The organism is Novosphingobium sp. NDB2Meth1, assembly GCF_900117425.1.
In the GTDB taxonomy this organism is placed as follows: domain Bacteria; phylum Pseudomonadota; class Alphaproteobacteria; order Sphingomonadales; family Sphingomonadaceae; genus Novosphingobium.
This window is the reverse complement of the sequence record NZ_FPEH01000011.1, coordinates 140,116-156,519: the sequence shown is the minus strand read 5'-3', so window position 1 is coordinate 156,519 and position 16,404 is coordinate 140,116. Positions and strand designations below refer to the sequence as shown.

29 protein-coding genes are annotated in these 16,404 nt (G+C 64.8%); 8 read left to right on the top strand and 21 right to left on the bottom strand.

The annotated features are described in order from the left end of the window. Positions 1 to 5: 5 nt before the first annotated feature. The 19 genes from NDB2M1_RS01035 to NDB2M1_RS21895 all read right to left on the bottom strand — a co-directional run bounded on the left by NDB2M1_RS01035 (position 6) and on the right by NDB2M1_RS21895 (position 12,404). Entirely contained in the window at positions 6 to 734 is a 729-nt protein-coding gene (locus tag NDB2M1_RS01035) for a phage head morphogenesis protein (protein ID WP_072378802.1), read from the bottom strand. Further along, positions 658 to 2,148, bottom strand: a complete 1,491-nt coding sequence (locus NDB2M1_RS01030) for a DUF1073 domain-containing protein (protein WP_143146578.1) — start codon at positions 2,146 to 2,148, stop codon at positions 658 to 660. Before NDB2M1_RS01030 ends, NDB2M1_RS01035 begins: the two co-directional genes overlap by 77 nt. Further along, positions 2,145 to 3,629, bottom strand: a complete 1,485-nt coding sequence (locus NDB2M1_RS01025; protein ID WP_072378798.1) for a hypothetical protein — start codon at positions 3,627 to 3,629, stop codon at positions 2,145 to 2,147. Before NDB2M1_RS01025 ends, NDB2M1_RS01030 begins: the two co-directional genes overlap by 4 nt. Next, positions 3,607 to 4,335, bottom strand: a complete 729-nt coding sequence (locus NDB2M1_RS01020) for a terminase small subunit (RefSeq protein ID WP_072379981.1) — start codon at positions 4,333 to 4,335, stop codon at positions 3,607 to 3,609. The genes NDB2M1_RS01025 and NDB2M1_RS01020 overlap by 23 nt, the downstream gene beginning before the upstream one ends. 233 nt (positions 4,336 to 4,568) lie before the next feature. Further along, on the bottom strand, positions 4,569 to 5,231 hold the full coding sequence (locus NDB2M1_RS01015; RefSeq protein ID WP_143146577.1) for a hypothetical protein: 663 nt from the start codon (positions 5,229 to 5,231) through the stop codon (positions 4,569 to 4,571). 78 nt (positions 5,232 to 5,309) lie between these two features. Beyond that, positions 5,310 to 5,504 carry a hypothetical protein gene (locus NDB2M1_RS01010; protein WP_072378794.1) on the bottom strand — a complete coding sequence of 65 codons (195 nt, stop codon included), beginning with the start codon at positions 5,502 to 5,504 and terminating at the stop codon, positions 5,310 to 5,312. Further along, positions 5,501 to 6,517, bottom strand: coding sequence for a DUF1376 domain-containing protein (locus NDB2M1_RS01005; protein WP_072378792.1), 1,017 nt, complete (start codon positions 6,515 to 6,517; stop codon positions 5,501 to 5,503). Before NDB2M1_RS01005 ends, NDB2M1_RS01010 begins: the two co-directional genes overlap by 4 nt. Next, positions 6,514 to 7,896, bottom strand: a complete 1,383-nt coding sequence (locus NDB2M1_RS01000; protein WP_072378790.1) for a replicative DNA helicase — start codon at positions 7,894 to 7,896, stop codon at positions 6,514 to 6,516. The genes NDB2M1_RS01005 and NDB2M1_RS01000 overlap by 4 nt, the downstream gene beginning before the upstream one ends. 26 nt (positions 7,897 to 7,922) lie before the next feature. Beyond that, on the bottom strand, positions 7,923 to 8,099 hold the full coding sequence (locus NDB2M1_RS22505; RefSeq protein WP_171955292.1) for a hypothetical protein: 177 nt from the start codon (positions 8,097 to 8,099) through the stop codon (positions 7,923 to 7,925). Next, complete coding sequence (locus tag NDB2M1_RS00995; RefSeq protein ID WP_072378788.1) at positions 8,096 to 8,323, bottom strand: hypothetical protein; 228 nt, start codon at positions 8,321 to 8,323, stop codon at positions 8,096 to 8,098. The genes NDB2M1_RS22505 and NDB2M1_RS00995 overlap by 4 nt, the downstream gene beginning before the upstream one ends. Then, positions 8,320 to 8,904, bottom strand: a complete 585-nt coding sequence (locus NDB2M1_RS00990) for a hypothetical protein (protein WP_072378786.1) — start codon at positions 8,902 to 8,904, stop codon at positions 8,320 to 8,322. The genes NDB2M1_RS00995 and NDB2M1_RS00990 overlap by 4 nt, the downstream gene beginning before the upstream one ends. Positions 8,905 to 8,971: 67 nt before the next feature. Further along, a complete protein-coding gene (locus NDB2M1_RS00985; protein ID WP_072378784.1) occupies positions 8,972 to 9,634 on the bottom strand; it encodes a hypothetical protein in 663 nt (220 codons plus the stop codon). Next, the gene (locus tag NDB2M1_RS22500; RefSeq protein WP_171955291.1) at positions 9,631 to 9,789 is read right to left on the bottom strand and encodes a hypothetical protein; all 159 of its coding nucleotides are present in this window, start codon (positions 9,787 to 9,789) and stop codon (positions 9,631 to 9,633) included. The genes NDB2M1_RS00985 and NDB2M1_RS22500 overlap by 4 nt, the downstream gene beginning before the upstream one ends. Next, complete coding sequence (locus NDB2M1_RS00980) at positions 9,786 to 10,490, bottom strand: hypothetical protein (RefSeq protein WP_072378782.1); 705 nt, start codon at positions 10,488 to 10,490, stop codon at positions 9,786 to 9,788. The genes NDB2M1_RS22500 and NDB2M1_RS00980 overlap by 4 nt, the downstream gene beginning before the upstream one ends. Then, the gene (locus NDB2M1_RS00975; RefSeq protein ID WP_072378780.1) at positions 10,487 to 10,774 is read right to left on the bottom strand and encodes a hypothetical protein; all 288 of its coding nucleotides are present in this window, start codon (positions 10,772 to 10,774) and stop codon (positions 10,487 to 10,489) included. The genes NDB2M1_RS00980 and NDB2M1_RS00975 overlap by 4 nt, the downstream gene beginning before the upstream one ends. Beyond that, positions 10,771 to 11,421 carry a hypothetical protein gene (locus tag NDB2M1_RS00970; RefSeq protein ID WP_171955290.1) on the bottom strand — a complete coding sequence of 217 codons (651 nt, stop codon included), beginning with the start codon at positions 11,419 to 11,421 and terminating at the stop codon, positions 10,771 to 10,773. Before NDB2M1_RS00970 ends, NDB2M1_RS00975 begins: the two co-directional genes overlap by 4 nt. Then, on the bottom strand, positions 11,421 to 11,765 hold the full coding sequence (locus NDB2M1_RS00965) for a helix-turn-helix domain-containing protein (RefSeq protein WP_072378776.1): 345 nt from the start codon (positions 11,763 to 11,765) through the stop codon (positions 11,421 to 11,423). The genes NDB2M1_RS00970 and NDB2M1_RS00965 overlap by 1 nt, the downstream gene beginning before the upstream one ends. Continuing rightward, entirely contained in the window at positions 11,762 to 12,148 is a 387-nt protein-coding gene (locus NDB2M1_RS00960; protein ID WP_072378774.1) for a hypothetical protein, read from the bottom strand. Before NDB2M1_RS00960 ends, NDB2M1_RS00965 begins: the two co-directional genes overlap by 4 nt. A gap of 52 nt (positions 12,149 to 12,200) precedes the next feature. Further along, the gene (locus tag NDB2M1_RS21895) at positions 12,201 to 12,404 is read right to left on the bottom strand and encodes a hypothetical protein (RefSeq protein WP_143146576.1); all 204 of its coding nucleotides are present in this window, start codon (positions 12,402 to 12,404) and stop codon (positions 12,201 to 12,203) included. A gap of 82 nt (positions 12,405 to 12,486) precedes the next feature. Here NDB2M1_RS21895 and NDB2M1_RS21890 point away from each other — a divergent pair, with 82 nt between their 5' ends. Continuing rightward, on the top strand, positions 12,487 to 13,035 hold the full coding sequence (locus NDB2M1_RS21890; protein ID WP_143146575.1) for a hypothetical protein: 549 nt from the start codon (positions 12,487 to 12,489) through the stop codon (positions 13,033 to 13,035). A gap of 79 nt (positions 13,036 to 13,114) precedes the next feature. On the opposite strand, the gene NDB2M1_RS00945 is transcribed toward NDB2M1_RS21890, so the two are convergent. Next, positions 13,115 to 13,318, bottom strand: a complete 204-nt coding sequence (locus tag NDB2M1_RS00945; RefSeq protein ID WP_072378768.1) for a hypothetical protein — start codon at positions 13,316 to 13,318, stop codon at positions 13,115 to 13,117. A 100-nt stretch (positions 13,319 to 13,418) separates the two neighbouring features. On the opposite strand from NDB2M1_RS00945, the gene NDB2M1_RS00940 reads away from it, so the two are divergent. Further along, positions 13,419 to 14,012, top strand: coding sequence for an XRE family transcriptional regulator (locus NDB2M1_RS00940; protein WP_072379979.1), 594 nt, complete (start codon positions 13,419 to 13,421; stop codon positions 14,010 to 14,012). Here NDB2M1_RS00940 and NDB2M1_RS00935 read toward each other — a convergent pair. Then, a complete protein-coding gene (locus NDB2M1_RS00935) occupies positions 14,009 to 14,482 on the bottom strand; it encodes a hypothetical protein (RefSeq protein ID WP_072378766.1) in 474 nt (157 codons plus the stop codon). The two genes, NDB2M1_RS00940 and NDB2M1_RS00935, sit on opposite strands and share 4 nt — an antisense overlap. Before the next feature lie 91 nt (positions 14,483 to 14,573). On the opposite strand from NDB2M1_RS00935, the gene NDB2M1_RS00930 reads away from it, so the two are divergent. The 6 genes from NDB2M1_RS00930 to NDB2M1_RS00910 are packed head-to-tail and all read left to right on the top strand — an operon-like array spanning position 14,574 to position 16,391. Then, positions 14,574 to 14,951, top strand: coding sequence for a hypothetical protein (locus NDB2M1_RS00930; protein WP_072378764.1), 378 nt, complete (start codon positions 14,574 to 14,576; stop codon positions 14,949 to 14,951). After that, the gene (locus NDB2M1_RS00925; RefSeq protein ID WP_072378762.1) at positions 14,951 to 15,151 is read left to right on the top strand and encodes a hypothetical protein; all 201 of its coding nucleotides are present in this window, start codon (positions 14,951 to 14,953) and stop codon (positions 15,149 to 15,151) included. The genes NDB2M1_RS00930 and NDB2M1_RS00925 overlap by 1 nt, the downstream gene beginning before the upstream one ends. Next, on the top strand, positions 15,151 to 15,588 hold the full coding sequence (locus NDB2M1_RS00920; RefSeq protein WP_143146574.1) for a hypothetical protein: 438 nt from the start codon (positions 15,151 to 15,153) through the stop codon (positions 15,586 to 15,588). Before NDB2M1_RS00925 ends, NDB2M1_RS00920 begins: the two co-directional genes overlap by 1 nt. Beyond that, entirely contained in the window at positions 15,585 to 15,761 is a 177-nt protein-coding gene (locus tag NDB2M1_RS22495) for a hypothetical protein (protein ID WP_171955289.1), read from the top strand. The genes NDB2M1_RS00920 and NDB2M1_RS22495 overlap by 4 nt, the downstream gene beginning before the upstream one ends. Continuing rightward, positions 15,758 to 16,003, top strand: coding sequence for a hypothetical protein (locus NDB2M1_RS00915; RefSeq protein ID WP_072378758.1), 246 nt, complete (start codon positions 15,758 to 15,760; stop codon positions 16,001 to 16,003). The genes NDB2M1_RS22495 and NDB2M1_RS00915 overlap by 4 nt, the downstream gene beginning before the upstream one ends. Next, entirely contained in the window at positions 15,993 to 16,391 is a 399-nt protein-coding gene (locus tag NDB2M1_RS00910) for a hypothetical protein (RefSeq protein ID WP_072378756.1), read from the top strand. The genes NDB2M1_RS00915 and NDB2M1_RS00910 overlap by 11 nt, the downstream gene beginning before the upstream one ends. Positions 16,392 to 16,404: the final 13 nt, after the last annotated feature.

The window sequence follows — 16,404 nt, the reverse complement described above, 5'->3', positions numbered from 1 at the left end:
TCGCCTCAGAACACGGGCTCGGGAAAGCAGCGGCAGTTCCAGATCGCGCCCGGCAGCGCATGGTGCCCGGGATCGCATTCGGGCGGCTCATCCCACCGGAACGTCTTGCCTTCGAGCGCCTTGTGGGTCACCCGGACATCGCTGTCGCGCGAGGTCCGCCAGATGAAATGGGTCGAACCGATGTCCTCGGCCCGGGCCCGCGTGAACTCCGTCGAGGTGCGAGAAACCTCGGTCCGCGCAATCAGGTTCGCGCGGCTCTTGGCAACGTCGCCCGACCGCATGATCTCGGCAGCGATATCCTTGGCCCGCGTGCCTTGCGTCAGGCCTTCGAGGGTCAGCTTGTGCACACGCTCGGCGGCTTCGCGCGGCAGGCTGGTGATCAGGCGGACCTGATCGGCCAGACGCTGCTGCGTCAGAGCTCCGACGTCGCTGGCGTTCAACTGCACCTGCATGATGCGCGACATTTCCGCCGATACCTCGCGCCAGGCGCGCCGGTCCCGCGTATCGATCTCCTCGACCATGCGGCGCCCGACGACACGCGCCCATGGCTCGATGATCTGGGCGTAGCGCTCAAGTGCCTGCCCAATGCGATCGGCAACTGCCGGGTCATCCGGAGTCCAGACCGTGGCGACAAGCTCGCCGATATGCGTAGCGATCTTACGCAGTTGGCTCGCGTACTGCCGCTCCACCTTCATCGTCCGCACCAGACGGCTCGACGCCCGGGCCCGATCCATCACCGGTGTCCGGCTGCAGGTCGGGATCAAGCTCGGTCGGGCGAGGGGGCGCAAGCTCTGCCTCCTTGATGTCTTCGTCGGTGATGTTCGAGAACACCCCGGTCTGTTCGGCCGACTGCTTCAGCTCTCGCATTGCGGCGGGGGCGGAGATGAGGCCCAGCTCCGACGCGGTCCCAACGGCTTCGACGATCGTCTTGGCCAACGTGCCCTTCTCGGTGTCGGACAGCTGCCAGAGCGGGTTGAATTCGGCGCGGAACCCGTCGGGTGGATTTCCGCCCACCGCCGAGCGGTACAGAATGGTCGAGAGCTTGTTGACCGGCTGCCGCAGGTCCTTTTGCTGCTTGGCGCGGATCGCGTCGTAGTAGTTGCGCAGATCGCTTTCGCCGGTGCTGTTCAGCCCCGCCGGCGACTGGCCGAAGAGACGGACCAGCGGGATCTGCGTCGCGCCGGACAGCTGCTGCCCGAAACCGAGAAGCAAGTCGTTGAGACCCGCAAACGAATAGGTGTGGGTCTCGAAATCATCGTCGGTATCGAGCAGCGTCAGGCCTTCGCTCGATTGGAACCGGCGGATTGCCTCGACGTGCTTCTCGACTGCCGTCTGCGCAGCCCCGCCGGCGGCCAGGATGTTTCGCAGCCCCTTGAGCTTGAGTGTCCGCAGGTACGCCTTGAAGATGAGCTGAGCCGAACCCTGCGTCGCGCTGTCGTAGGCCACAAGGCGGTCGTACATCCGCTCGACAACCGACATGCCCCAGCCAGCCTCGGCGAGCCGTTGGAAATACGGCAGCTTCACCCCTTCGACGCGGATCACCCGGGTGTGATGGATTCTCGTCGATTGGAACGCCGATGCCTGTGGCCCGACCAAATAGACCTCCGGCCTGCCGACCATCGTGCCTCCGCTTTGGAGCACGTCGGTGGTGACCGGAAGCAATTCCCAGCGACCAAGCGGCACGACGCCACGGAACTGGTCTTTGGCGATCGTTTCGACCCGCAGCTCGGTCGACATGTCCTGGCCATCAATGCAGATGACCCCGATCGCGCCGCCATAGAGGCGGGCCCACTGGATCGTTTCCTGCAGCGACTGCCAGATCTGCAGGTCGTCCTCAGCGGCGCGGATCAACTCGTTGGCATCCGGCGTGATCGTCGACCCGAAATCCACACCCTCGCGCGTCATGTCCTCCGCAACCGCATCGACCACGGCGCCGACCACCCAGGAGCCGCGGTACATCGCCTCAAGCGTGCGCGGCTGACGGGTCAGCAGGTTAGACAGCCCGTAGGTGTTGCTGTCGCTCATGTTCCCGGTGCCGACCCCAAGGCGGGCCTGCATATTCTGGAAACTGTCCTGCGTCGCCCGGTCCATCTGCGGCCGCGCCGCGGTGCTGCGGCCACGGGCACGGCGCTGTGATCGTCGGCTCATGCGTAGGCCTTGATGTAGGTGTTGAGGTCGAAGCCGTCGGGGGCGAAGGTGAGGCCGAGCGAATCCGCGATGTCCGGGGATCGCAGCCCGCGCTTCTTCATGTCGGCCTTGCCCTCGACCACGATGCGGCCGCTGCTGTCGATGCGGTACCGGGGCGAGGTCAACTCGCCCGCAAGGTCCTCGGCGATTTCCTTCGGCAAGGCGCCGAAGCTTGGCTCCTCGGTTGCTACCCACTGGGCGACTTCAAGCCAAAGGTAATCCCTGAGCTTGAACGCCTGCCCATCGACCGCGTCCCATTGCGTCCGTTCCGGCGCCGCCTCGGACACCATGACAGCCACAACGGGTTCGCCGAGCTCGATCAGTCGATCGGCGACGCCGGCGCCGAGGCCATTGGCATCGACGTAGATCTTGTCGGCTTCCCACTGCTCCCGGAAGAGCTTGGCCTGCCCGGCCGTGGTCATCGTGTCCTGCTTGGCGCGAATTTCGCACTTCTCGATCACGTTGCCGACGCGGAGGATGAACACCGTCCGGTCATCACCGAACCGGGCGACATCGACGCCAAGCCGCCGCTCCATGCCGGGCTTGGCCGGATCGTTGCGGCCGATCGCCGCCTCGGCATCCTCAAGCGCGATGAGGGTATCATCGTCCTGCTTGGGGAAATCGCCGTCGGCACGGACGCGGACAACGTTCGAACCTTCGCCGAACTTGCGGACCAGGCGCTGCCGGTAAGTCGGGTCCACCAGCGGGCTGTCGCCGCACTTGAAGTGCAGCGCCGTGAAGTCGGCCCGGTCCTGCTTGTGCGAGCGAGCAAAGTACCCGGTGTTCCGGGTCGGGTTGCCGACCATGAGCAGGCGGGCGCCATGCGATGACAGCGCGCCTTCGGCCACCTCGAAGATCTTGTCGTCGACGCCGCTCGCTTCTTCGACGACGAACATGATCTGGCCGTCGTCCGCGATCTCCTCGACCGTCGTACCGTCAGCGCTGATCCTGACGCCGCTGGCGTGAAAGCCCTGCAGCGCGTCGGGGTTCTCCTTACGCGCCGTCCGCGCGACCGCGAACCACTGGTCCGGAGAGCCTTTGTCCGCGATCCTGTCCTGGTTGATCGTGAACAGGTTGGAGAGCCAGAGCTCCGGCGGCAGTCCGTTCGCCCGGCTCATGGCGTCGGACTTGCGCGCCCACTTGCCCAGCTCCGACCAGAGCACGTCGCGCAGCTGGCTGGCGCTGGGGGCCGTGCAAGGGATCTTCGGGAAGTCGAAGCATTCGAGCATCCACCAGATCGCGGCAGAAACCGAACCTGACTTGCCCACACCGTGGCCAGCGCGGGCGCTGACCTTCGCGCCTTCGGGCTGGATCGCTGCGAGCAGCTCAGCCTGTTGGGTGGTCGGGTTCAGGCCAAGACGTTGCTTGGCGTAGAGGATGTTGTTCTGCCGCCAGATCCCGCGAAGCTGCTGATACTCATCAAGTTGAGCTTCGGTCAGCATCGCCCACGGCCTGCCTTGCAGCAGCCAGAAGTCCGGAGACACCGCCGGTGCTGTTGATTTCGACCGGGCCGCCGTCCTTGCCGGTCAGTTCGAGGCGATCCTTGAACATGCCGAGATGGCGGGCGACGTTGTCCCAAGCTTTCTGCGGGTCATGCATCAGCACCTCGAGGCCGTCGCGGCCTTGCTTGATGCCAGCGTAAAGCGCCTTACCCTTCGCGCTGAGGCGGCGCGTGTCGGCGAAGAACGGCTTCTCGACTCCGTCGCCGTCGCAGCGCGGGCAACGCGGGTCCGGCGCTGCGTGCGTGGTATACCCGTAGCCGCCTTCATCGGTCGGTGCCGCGCGCTTGTTCTGCGTCGCCTTGGTCTTGGCTTCCTCAAACTCGCCGATATCGCGCCACTGGTAGGCGTGACCATCGCCGTGGCAATAGCGGCAGGCGTGACGGCGGTACTGGACGAGCTCGTTGGGGTCGGCTGTGGCAAGGTCAAACCAGTGCTGCAGCACCATGTCCGCGGTGATCTCGGTCCGCTCTGAACGCTGCTCCATGGCCAGCTTGATGGCGGCCTGAACATCGGGCTTCTCGAGAAGCTCCACAGCGATCCGGCGCGCTGACTTCGCGCTGTAGCCGGCGCGGGTCGCGGCCTTGGCGCCGCAAAGGTCGATCAGGTACTCGTTGACGAACGCCTGCTGCTTGGGGGTGAGGGCCATGGGTTGAAACCTTTCCGCCGGCCGCCCGAAAAAATATTTTTGGGCCCACATCGGCGAGAGCGGCCACGCTCAGGATCGGTGGATAGGATCACCTCCCTTCGATGGGCGGAAATGCCGGATTTCCGCGCTTTGCATGGCCTGAAAACAACGAAGCCCGGACGCTGTTTCCAGCTCCGGGCATAGTTCGTGCGCCGGTATTTATGCGCCTTCCCACTCACGTTCGCAAGGGGAAATCACACCAGCACCCCGCAGCCCAGCATCGCGTAACGCTGGAGCACGTCCCGCTCGTCCACGTCGCGCCAGGTCCGCTCCCGGATATCGATCCATCGATCGAGCGCCGCGATGAGCCGATTGCGTGCCGTAGGCCAGCTGACCCGGAACACCCGGGCTGTCGCGAACAGGTCCCGATCGGACAGGACCATGTCGATCACCATGCGGCGAGGCATCGGCAGAAACCGGCGCCAATCCGAGTAGGCGCGCTCAAGCCGGACCATCGCCAAGCGCTCGACCAGAGCATCACGCGCCGATCCGGAGCTGTCGACGCGCGCCTCGAAGCTGGCACCGCGCACCGCGACGCTGCGCTCGATAAGCTCGGCCACCAGCGCGATCTCCAGCGCCGCCGCGTGCTGGTCGGCGGTGATCTGGCCGTTCTCGTGCATCCGGGCCATCGACGAGGCACTGCGCCGCCGCTTCGTCTTGGTCAGCTGGCCGCCCTCGTCCGGCACGAAAACGTCGTCGAATTCGCCATGCGCCTCGGCTTCCGGGGTGATGATCGGCTCGCCTGTTTCGCGCTCGAACTCGCTCATCGTGTCTATACGGGCCTGCCACTGGGCGTGGGTTTCATCCCGGCGCTTGACCCGAGGATCTCGTTTGCGGCCAATGTTTCGAGCTTGCATGGTGTCCCCTTGCTGGTGATCTGACCGCCGGTGCAACCGAGGCGGATTGGATGTTGAGTTTCGTTGAACGCACCCGGGCTATCGTCGGCGCCCGTAGAGCCGCTTGCCGATGGCCTCGATCCACATCGAATCCACCTTCGCCACGTCGTTCGGGAAGATGACCACGATCCCATGCTCGTCGTAGAGCTCCTGCGCGGCGCGGCGGGCGCCGGCGGGGTCCGGATCGCGCATCGACCTCGCGAACGGGGTCAGGCTGGTGCGAGTCAGGGTCATGCCTGTGCCCCCAGCTGACGGGCCTGCCAGCGCTGGAAATCCTCCGGCGGCATCAGGGCGCGGGCCTCGAATTCGGACATCTCGCGCGGCGGGTACCGGGCATCGAACAGGGCATCGGCCTGCCGCTGCTCCTCGGCGCGCTGGCTCGCCTCCTGCGCCAACCGGGTGAGGATGGACTGGATGTACCCCGCCGGCCGTTCGGGCTTGGCGACGAGGGCCCGCTCGAACGCTTGCCCAACGATCTCGGTGCCGTGGGATTTGATCCACCGGGCGATCTGGGGGCGTGCCGTCTCACCGAGGATCGTGACGCCGTTGGCCCACAGGATGCGGTTGGGGTCATCGTCCGGGGGAGGGTTGGACGCGGCTTGCGGAGGCTCTGGGGCAGGCCGGTCATCGGCTCGGAAATCGTCGGCGCCGCCGGTACCGCTAGGTACCGTATATTCTCCCTGTCCCTTTACTGTCCCTTGGGAAGCTGAAGGACTCCTTGAAGCATCCTTTATGGATTCCTTCGACGATCCCTTTTGGTTTTCGGAAGCATTCCCTTGAGCATTGCTTCCTCCATGCGTTTGGAGTCCTTCGCCCTGCGCAGGTTCATCTGAATTATCCTTGTTTCCCCAACGCTTGGCGTTCGCCTTCTTGCTGCGATCACGATAAAATTCCTTCTTTCGATAAGCCTCTGCAGCCTTCTCCGCGACGACAGGATGGTAAAAACGCCCATCGTTGCACTTGACCCACCCGTGCAGCGCCACAGTCCGAACTTTGCGCCAACTTTTCAAATCTCGACCAAATTCGGCGAGACGGGCCAATTCTACCTCGTCATCCGGGATGGACGCGGCAGGAACTTGATGGAACGATTTGAGCCACAACGTGATGCCAGCACGCCATTCCGCGTCAGACGCGACGGCATGAAAACGCGAGCCAAAGAGGCGCACGATGTCGATCGGCATGAACTGAAAATCGCGCAAGTCGCAGTCGGCCGGGGTGAGTGGTTCGGGTAATTCTGTCATGATCATCTCACGGCCTGGTAGGGAGCAAAGAACCGCCCGCGCGCGATGCCGGTCGTCCCGTTGCGGCGCTTGGCAAGAATAAATTCGATGACGCCGCGGATGCGCTCCATGCGGTCTTCCCAGCGGCTGTGGGCATCGGCATCGTTCTGCGGCTCGGTTTGGGCGAGGTAGTACTCCTCGCGCATCAGGAAGAGCACGGCGTCGGCATCCTGCTCGATCTGGCCGCTGTCGCGCAGGTCGGAGAGCTGGGGTCGCTTGTCCTGCCGCTGCTCGACGCTGCGGCTCAGCTGCGCCAGCGCCATGATGGTGACGTCCTGATCCTTGGCGATCGCCTTCAGGCGCTTCGAGACTTCGCTGGTCGCCTCGTAAGCGCTCTTCTGCTTGGTGTCGGGATGCAGCAGCTGCAGATAGTCGACGATGACGAGGTCAAGCCTGTGCCCCCGCGCGGCCATGCGGCGCTTGTGCCGGCGCACCAGCATGTCGAGGCGCCCGACCGGGAGGGTGCCGGTATCGACCACCGTGAGCGGGATGCGCGACAGCAGAGTGCCGGCTTCTGCCACGCGCTCGCGCTCCCAGTTGTTGAGGCGGCCGCGCTGAAGCACCGAATAGGGGATACGACAGTTCTCGTGATCGAACAGGCTGTCGGAGATCATCCGTCCAATCAGGTCTTCCTTCGACATCTCAAGGCTGACGAACAGCGTGCCGTGGCCGTGCGAGGCGGCACCGCGCGCATAGGTGCAGGCAAAGGCCGTCTTACCCATGCCGGGCCGCCCGGCGACAATTGTGAGGCTCTTGGGCCGGAGTTGGCCGAGCAGATCATCGACGTTCGGGATGACGCGGCAACTGACGCCGGACACATCGGCGTCAAGCTCGGCAAGCCATGCATCGACGCATTCGGCTGCATCCGCCTCGACGACATTGCTCTCAGCGCGGGCGGTGACGGCCGCATCGGCTAGGGTGCTGATTTCCGGCAAGCTGGTGCCGAGATCGGCGCAGGCCTCGACAGCATCGAGGAGGCCGCTGCGCATGCGGCGGCGGTCGGATAAGTCGGCAATCTGCCGTGAGAGATCGCGCACATCAGCCAGCATGGCCATGGGGTCGCCGGTAAGGCGAGCGAGGTAGGCAGGGCCGCCAAGCTGCTCGAGGTGGGGATCGCCGTCGAAATGGCTCTTGATCGCGACCGGAGAAGTGCCACGGCCAAGCGCGGCTTGACCCACGATGGTCTCAAAGAGACGCCCGTGGAGATCGATCGAGAAGTCCTCCGGCTTGACCAGGTCGGCGATGCGATCGATCAGCAGCGGATCCATCATCATCGCGCCGATCAGCGCCGCCTCTGCCTCGATGTTGGCAATTGCGGACGGCGTCGGTCCGGCAGGCGTCTGCATTCTGGAAATGGTGGCAATCCCCGCGTTCATGCGATCTTGTCCATAGCGACGTAGAATTCCTCGAAGCTGTCCTGACGCAGGATCAGCCAGAGGGGGTTATTCTTGAGCTTCGGGTTGAGAACCTCGGTGCGCAGCAGCGCGGCGTGAACTTCGAACGCGAGGGTTGCCCGTTGTTCATCGGTCAGCCGCTGCGGCGCGCTCATTGTGCGATCCTTTTCTGGTCGTGCGGCGTCTCTGTGGCGCACGTCAGGCGCCCGTTGCGCAGCCAGTGCACCAACCGTTTCCGCTCGCGCTGAATGACGTAGCCGCGCAGCAATCCCTTGTGCCGGTGCACGTCGAAGGTGCGCTCACCCTCGCGCGTCACCACAGCGTGGATGCGCTCCTCGTCAGGGCAGCACAGCGCCGGACCGTCGTCTTCATCCATCATCGGCGGCCGCCTCCGACGAGCATCGGCTGAAGCACCTCATCAGCACGCCACGGCGGAATGACGCCGCGCAGCCCGGCGCAGTAGTCGAGGATCCCGAGCGCGTCGGCCTCGTCGGTATTGCGCGGGTGGAACCCGAGATGACGGCAGCGCTCCATGGTCAGAGACTTGAGGCTGTCTGTGGCGCTCCTGCCCGCCGCCTTGGCTCGGCGCTTGGCGTCCGATGAGTTGATCCGACCGATGAACGAAGGCCGCCAGGACTCGAGGTTGATGCCTTGCACGATCCGCAGCTCCATAGCGTGACCGAAGCTCTCGGCATGGGCAGCGAGCCCGGAAAGGACACGCAGCGTATCAATGTTGGTCTTGCCCCGGAGCTTGTTCGGATCGAGCGGCTCCTCAAAGAAGAGCGCCTCGAAGCGCGATACCGCGCGCAGATCGAGCAGGTTCGCGTGAAGCTTGGCAAAGGTCTGCCCGCGCCCGGTGTATTCGGAGCCAAGTTCCCAGCTACCATAGCGCGGCGGGGTATCGTCCCCCATCCACACCGCCCAGCCCGTCGACCGCTTCGACAGGTCCAGCGCGATCATCGGAATTGCACTCACGTCGGCTCTCTCCGCGAGGGGAGGACGGCGCCGGGACGCCGCCCGCGCCCCTTCAGTTCAGTTGCAGGCTGGTGGGCTCGGCGTTCCCGGCAAGCGCGAGGTCATCGTCACCGCCCGTATGGGGCTTGAGCGTGGCCATGCGCGGCTTCTCGGCCTTGCCGCCGCTGGGGACGACATCGCCGCCGGCCTGGCCCGCCGCCAGCGTGAGCAGGTCGGTGGGCCGCTTGAAGTTCATCTCGGTCAGGCCCTGATGCAGCGCGGTCAGGAAGTGGTCGCGCTTGGCATCCTCACAGCCTTCGAGAAAGAACAGCAGATCGATGATCTTGCGCGGGAAATTGCACTCGTCCTTGATCCGCTTGTAGGGGTCGGAGAGATCGCCGCTCTTTTCCTGAATGAACGCCTTTCGAGGCGCGATTTCGTTGCGGTAGATCTTGATCGCTTCGGCAGCATTGGGGGCATTGTAGACGCCGCCATCGGCGGGCGCGCCGTCAGTCTCATTCTTCGGTTTGGCCACAACGGCCTCCTCTTCTTCGGTGGTGGAACGGATTGGCAGGAGTTCGAACGCCTCTGCCGGCGGCGGATTGCGCTGCTCGTCGGCCCACATCTGCGCCTCGCGCAGCGTCATGCCCGCGATCGCGGCGGCATCGGCGAGGGGCTTGAGCTCGATATGGAGGGCTCGGCGGAACATCCGCAGCTGCTGCGAGCCACCGATCACCGGCGCGGCTCCAGAACCGGAGACGGCTCGAGCCCCATCTGTTCGCGCATCAGGCGCGCCCGGGCTTTGTACCGCTCGCGCTGGTCGAGGCAGGCGAGCTCGGCGAGCGCGCGGCCCGCGTCGCTGGGCGTGGTGCGGCGGCGGAAGAGGTTCATGTCGATGCCTCCGGGTAGTCGCCGGAACGCTCGAGCTCCCGGCGACAGGGTTTGATCCAGCGGAAATGGGTGACGGTCTGCGCGCTCGGGCCGGTGAACCAGACCAACCAAGCGTAGCTGGTCGCAGTCGACGCCGTGCGGGGCTTCCCGGTCTTGGGATCGATATTGCCGGGGTCGGGATCGCCAGCGCGGACCAGTCGGCTTTTCAGCATGACGACGCGCTCGGTGAACTGCAGGACGTAGGCTGGCGGGTTCTTGGAGAACAGCCGCTCGTACCGCCCTTCGCTTTCGAGAAACGATGTCCTGACCAGCATCGCGACGCCGCGCGTGCTCAACTCGCAGGCGCGCTCGATGAACTGCTCTGCCAGCCGGAAGGGTGGATTCGCGACAGTCCAGTGCGTCTTCGACAGGTGCGCGGCGGGACCGAAAAGGTAGTCTCGGACCGGGTAGCCAACGCCGTAGTCGTGAATGTCGGAAGCGTAGACCGCGCCGAAGTACTCGAGCAGCGGCTTCGCCATGTGTCCAACATTCGCGGACGGTTCGCGCACACTGCAGTCGCTCAGGGTCTCGCACGGCGGCCCCTTGGTCAGGAACTGGCACAGTGCGCGCGTCGCGAACGGCGGCGTCCGAAAATCGTCCAGGCTGTCAGCGGGCTCGTTGCGCTGCTGCATGACGGCGGAAGAGCGGTTCTGCTCCTTCATTCGACCAGCCCCTCCCGGACCTGACCCGCGAGATCGTCGTAGGCGGTGGCGGACAGATCGAAGAGCGACATGACCTGTTCGCGGTCCACGCCCCTCGCGATGGCCTTGCGGGCGGCGGCATGGCGCTTCGTCTGCGCCGTGAACTTGCCGTCGCGCTGCGCCAGCATGGCGAGGATGCGGTCGCGCAGGGCATTACTGCCTTGCTGCATGGCGGTGCGGTGGGCGACATCGCCTGTCACCGGACCGCCGGCGCCGTCCCAGTGATTGGGGTGATGGCCCGTCATGCCAGCACCTCCAGCGCCTTGGCCACATCCGGATTGCGCTCGATGTAGAGCGGCAGATTGGCGATCAGGCACTTGATCGAACTGTGGTCGCGGCCGAGCCTGACGCCGATCTGGTTCAGGCTATGCCCGCGATTGCGCAGCGCCACGGCGATGACACAGCGCGCCTCGACAGCGTTCGCTTCGCGCGATCCGCCAAGCACGTCGGCGGCCTCTATTCGGAGCATGGGCCCGATCTTTGCCAGCATCAGCCGCACGGCATCGGTGGGCGTCGCGGTGCGCGGGCCTACCCGGTGGGCCCGGCAGCGACCGGTGGTGTTCTTGGATGTAAGCGGCGTGCTGCAGACCGCGCATTTCTTCATTTCAGCCCGGCGCGCCGCGTTGAAGCAGGTCAGGCACAGTCCCGACTTGTTCTTGCGCCCGTTAAGCCCGCTGCCGCACCCGGTGCAGTTACGGCCGTGCGAGGAGGGCTCCAGCGCGCCGCGCCGGGCATTGTCGTTGATGTGCGGCATCCCGATCGGCGGCAGCCCGCGCGCGACCAGGATGCTGTCGCGCAGCTTCGCCGATGCAAGCACCGCCTTGGTGTAGTCGCGGAAGTCGGCGTGACGGATCGCGGCGTTGTCGGCCGCTGCATAGGCGGGGCGGGGCATCATGCCGCCACCTGCCAGACGTAGCCGACGCCGCGCTGGGTGACGATCGGGCAGGGTACGTTGATTTCGGCGCAGGCCTCGCGTGCGCGGTGGATCTGCACAGCTAAGGTGTTCAGGTCCTCGCTTGCGCTCACGCGAGCAAGCAGGGCGTCGCCGCGCACCGCTCGGTTCGACACGGCCAGCGAATGCATGATGCGCGCCGGAGTGGCAGCCATGCGCAGCGGCCAGCCGTTGTAAGTGACCGTGGCCGCGCGCGGATCGATCCTGAAGCCGTCGCGCTCGACGATCTCATCCTCGCGGAAATTGTACCCGCAGCACGGGCAGAAGGCGGGCGCGCTGCTCACGACACCGCTCGCAGCCGCATCTGCTCGGTACCGGTGACGAAGGCATCGGCGGCGGCGATCAATTCCTTGACCACCGGCAGTGCATCGAGCTTGCCCTTGGGCCCCTTGGCTCGCGAGACGGCAGCCATCGCATCAGCAAGCAGCGGCAGCAGTTCGGGCGCGTCGTCGGCGCCGCGCTCCCACATGACGGTGTAGGGCCGCATGGCCTCCGGGCCGAACACCGCCCCCAGCCGTGCCATCGCCTCGTTGTCGAGCGTGCCCTGCTTGTTGCGGGCGCGCTGGATCGTGTTGGGATGGACGCCGATCGCGCCGGCGAGCTCGATGTCGGTCAGGTCGTGATCGCGCTGGATATCGCGGATCACGTTCGAGAGCGCGGTCCTCACACCATCCGTGGTGGGAAGGCTCCGAAATGGCAGCGATACTTGCGTAGGCCGGTCAGGCATCTGTTTCACCATGGAAAAGGGAAAGAAACCGGGACAGCACAGCACGCCAACGGGACTGGCGGGGGGGCGTGCTGTCCCGGCAAGGTGCCGCGCTCTGTTCCAGGGTGTGGTCGGCGCGGAATTCGGACACAGTGATGCTGTGGGGATAGGTCAGCGCATCGGCCCAGGAACCGGCGAGACTGACGTCATCAATCATGCGTGGACCCCTCCGGCGGCGCAGATTGACTCCGCGCCGCCTTCGGCCATCCTGTGGGAGCGACCCGACACAGGAGAACTATGTGCAGACCTCCGACTTCATCGCGGCGTCGGCAGTTCTGATTGCCGGAATGTCGGCTGCAATTTCTATTCCGCTCGCCCTGAAAGCAGAGCGTCGCAGCCGAATTGCCGACATTCCCGTAATCAATGTCATGACTGGAAACTCGGGCAGGCCGAACTGGCGACTGCTGACCTTCGAGATCGACAACAAGACGGCGGGGTCTTGGACGATCAACGAGATCGAGATGGAACGACGCCCCGAAACACGATGGGCGAGCGGCAATTGGATGATTGCTATGCAAGACGGTTGGAACATCGAAAGCGAAGCTATCCGTGGCAGCTTTCCAGTGAACCGGACTGTTCGCAGCGGAGACAAGGACACCTTCCATGTCTACCTCCGGCTTTCGGACCAGACGGCAGCGGTATCCGGCTCATCAAGGACGGGCTGGCCGTTGTTATTCCAGCCGATAATCCGGCGCTTCTCCCGGCGGGCCTTGCGCATCTCGTCGACGAAGCATGCGTGGTCGATGGAGCGCCATATCATCAGAGTGCCGATTGCGACCGACATCTGAAGCAAAGCGATTGCGCACGAAACGGCGAGAACCACAACGCTGGCTCCATCACAGGACGAGGTGACCATCGGCGCCACGATCACGCCGCCTCTTGGGGCGAGGTGGGGGAATTGAACTCCGTCATGAACCGCCGAACTCTCTCGACAGTGCTCATGCGGAGATCGCGGCCGGCGCGAAGCTGGCGGACGAAATGGCGGTCGTTCACGGCTTGCTCACCAAACTGCCATTCCGACAGTTGGTGCGCGTCCATGAACTCCTCGATCTGTTGAATGAGGTCAGGCATGGGTGCTGTTTGTATGTGGGAAATATCCCCCAGTCAACGACCACCGAGTGGGAAATTTCGAGTGTACCCCTATCCTTCGGAAATGTGGGATATTTCACCCATGTCCAAAGGGGTGAACATTCAAGCAATCCGGCAGCACATCGAAGCCGAGATGGAGCGGAAGGGTTTTAGTCGGCGATCGCTGTCATCAGCAGCTGGTCTCAGTCAGACGGCCGTGCGCGACGTGCTTGACCGCACCGAGAACCCGGGAATCGGTACATTGCACCGGATTGCCGAGGCTCTTCAGGTTCCCTTTGAGCAGATATCAGGAACAGACGGTGTTCCGCTGGTCGGGCATATTGGCGCCGGGGGATCGGTGGCATATTTCAGGGATGACGAAGAGTTTGAAATGGTGCCGCGGCCACCGCTTGCACCTGGTCCGCTCGTAGCGTTAGTCGTTCGCGGCGAATCCATGCTGCCCAAGTATGAAGCGGGCGACATTGTGTTCATTCGCCGCGATCATGACGGCGTCCTGCCTCAATACATTGGCCGGTATTGCGCAGTCCATCTCGCCGACAATGGAACGTACCTCAAGCAGCTCGCGCCGGGATCCGAGCCGGGAAAGTACACGCTCCGGTCCTTGAACGCTGCCGACATGGAAAACGTCGAGGTCGTCTGGGCCTCTCCGGTTCTCTACGTCAAGCCTCGCGACTAGCGCATGAGGTCGGGCATCGGGATAAACCCGCCCGCCTGTGCGCCGTCGTAAAGTTGGATCAACGGCATCGTCGCCAGCTCGCGGCAAGACATCGCGTAGGACTGCGCGGCAAGTTTCCGCGAGTAGACTTGTGCTGCGCTCTTTCGGCCAGCCGGCACCTGCCCATAGGCTTTCATCCAGTACCCGTTCTGCGTCAGCTGCGTGCGCGCCTGATTGATCGCGATATTCGCCCAAGCACTTGAACGCATACCGCAGCGCACGGCGTGCTGGGCGTTGTAGCGTACGACCTCAACCCAAAAGACGCCATTGGTGTAGACCTTGTCCGCCTTGGCCGGGCTCATCGTCTGAAGCGGAATGCCGGGCGCCGCGAGCGCCACGCCGGGCGCGGCCAGAATCATGATCAGCAGGCATTTCATCTCCTTACTTTGCCGCATCGTGATTTGCGCGAGGTAGTGTGAAATTTCCCACATTTGTGCTTGACCATGTGGGAAATATCCCCCATACATTCTCCAACAGCCGGTGAGCCGCAAGCGCAGACCCGGCCCAAGTTGGAGACGCCCGATGCACAGCTACCCCGGCACCGAAGTCTACACCGGCCCGCGCCGCGATCCCGTTGCCGCGCTCGGCCTCGCGCACACTGTCCGCCGCAACGCTGCATGGCCGCAATCGCCCGCCAACCACGTTGGCCCGTTCCGCCTGAACACCGAGCGCGCGGTCGAGCTCGCCGCCATGTCGCCCGGCAACCGCGATTTGGCGCTGCAGGACGCGTTCAACCTCTACCTGATCGAGCGTGACCGGCTCGAGGCTGGCGCGCTGATCTGGCGCCGCTGTGCCTCGACGCTGATCGCCCGCCGCTGGGATACGGAAGGCGCTGCGTTCATGGCGGAAGCCCGCGCCGAGTTCGAGCGCGCGCTGGCTGATGTGCGGGAGGCGGCGTGATGGCTGACCTTCTCCAGCAGGCCCGCGACATCGCGGCGGATCAGTACATCCGTTTGGAAATGAAGCGCCCGACGTCGTTTGCAACACTTACCGATTGGGCTGCGCACATTCCGGCCTATGAGGCAATGCTTCGCAACGGCGCCTTGGACAACGATCGCGAAGTCCAGACCGCGCTCGCCGCTCTCCGGAGTGTCCAGTGATGGCCTCCCGCACCGGACAGCTCGCCCGCGCCGTCGAAACCGCGCGCCCCCATGAATTCCGCCGCCTGCGCTTCAAGGCGTGGAAGCCCGGCGCTGGCAGCGAAGCGCACCCGCTCGATTGCGGCGATGCGAGCAGCATCGATCAGGCGCTCGCCAACGCCGCGCGCGGCTGCGCCCACAAGGATGGCATCGCGCTTCTGCAGACGGACGCCATCACCGGCGACCAGCTGCTGGTCACCGCCGTCGTGCGGCAGAGCAAGCCGATCTGGCGCAAGTGCCCCGAAACGCTCGTCGCCAAGCAGTTCCGCGACCTCTTTGCCGACCGCCAAATGACCATGAAAGTGCGCGGCTTCGATCCGGTCGAGCCGTGGCGCTGGGAGCCCGGCGCTGACGTCGTTGGTCAGCGCAGCGGCGCTATCGAGGGGATTGCATCGTGATCGACACCTACAAGCGCCTGCACCGCCAGGAACAGGAAGCGCGCGTCGCCGCCGGCCTGGAGCCGAGCCGCATGGGTCCGATGATGGGCCTCGCGATCGGCATCGGTGCGACCATCGGCGGTCTTGCAGTCATCACCGGTGTGCTGGCCGTCATCGGGTGGGTGATGTCATGAGCAGCACCCGCGCGTCCTACATCCTCATTCACCAGAGCCGCGCCGGGACCGCGTTCCCGCCGGTTCGCGGAGTCCCCAGCATGGAGGAATGGGCACAGCTCCGCGCCGCCCGCCAGCCATGGTGGAAGCGCCTGTTCTCGCTCCCCCGCGCAGCCTCGCCGATGTCCCCCGGTGCGCGCCCGTCCCACATCGAAGCCGTCGAGGCCGGTTTCGATAACGGGGTCTCGTCCGATGCGGAATGAGGCCACTCCTTATGCGGATCAGGCCGTGCGTCCCGTCGCTGTCGCAGGCGCTGTCGACGTCACCCGGCCTGCAGAGGGCTACTACCGCTTTCGTCTCCGGTCCGGTTCGGTCTTTGGCGGCGTGCGCATCTGGTACGGCGCGCCGTTGGATCCGGTGACGGGTGAGGAGCTCGACCGTTCCTGGCGCTGGCAGGCGCTGTTCAACGGCGAGCCGATTGATCTTGATCGCGTCTGGCCGACCTGCGCCGGCGATCCGATCACAGAGGATGAGTACCAGACCTATCGCGCCCGACAACAGTGGGCTGCGCAGAACGCGCCGCGCAGCGCCTACGCCGACCCCCGCAAGCGGATCGACCCGCTCTCCACCAACGACCCCCAACTTTTCTAGCCGAGGAGCCATT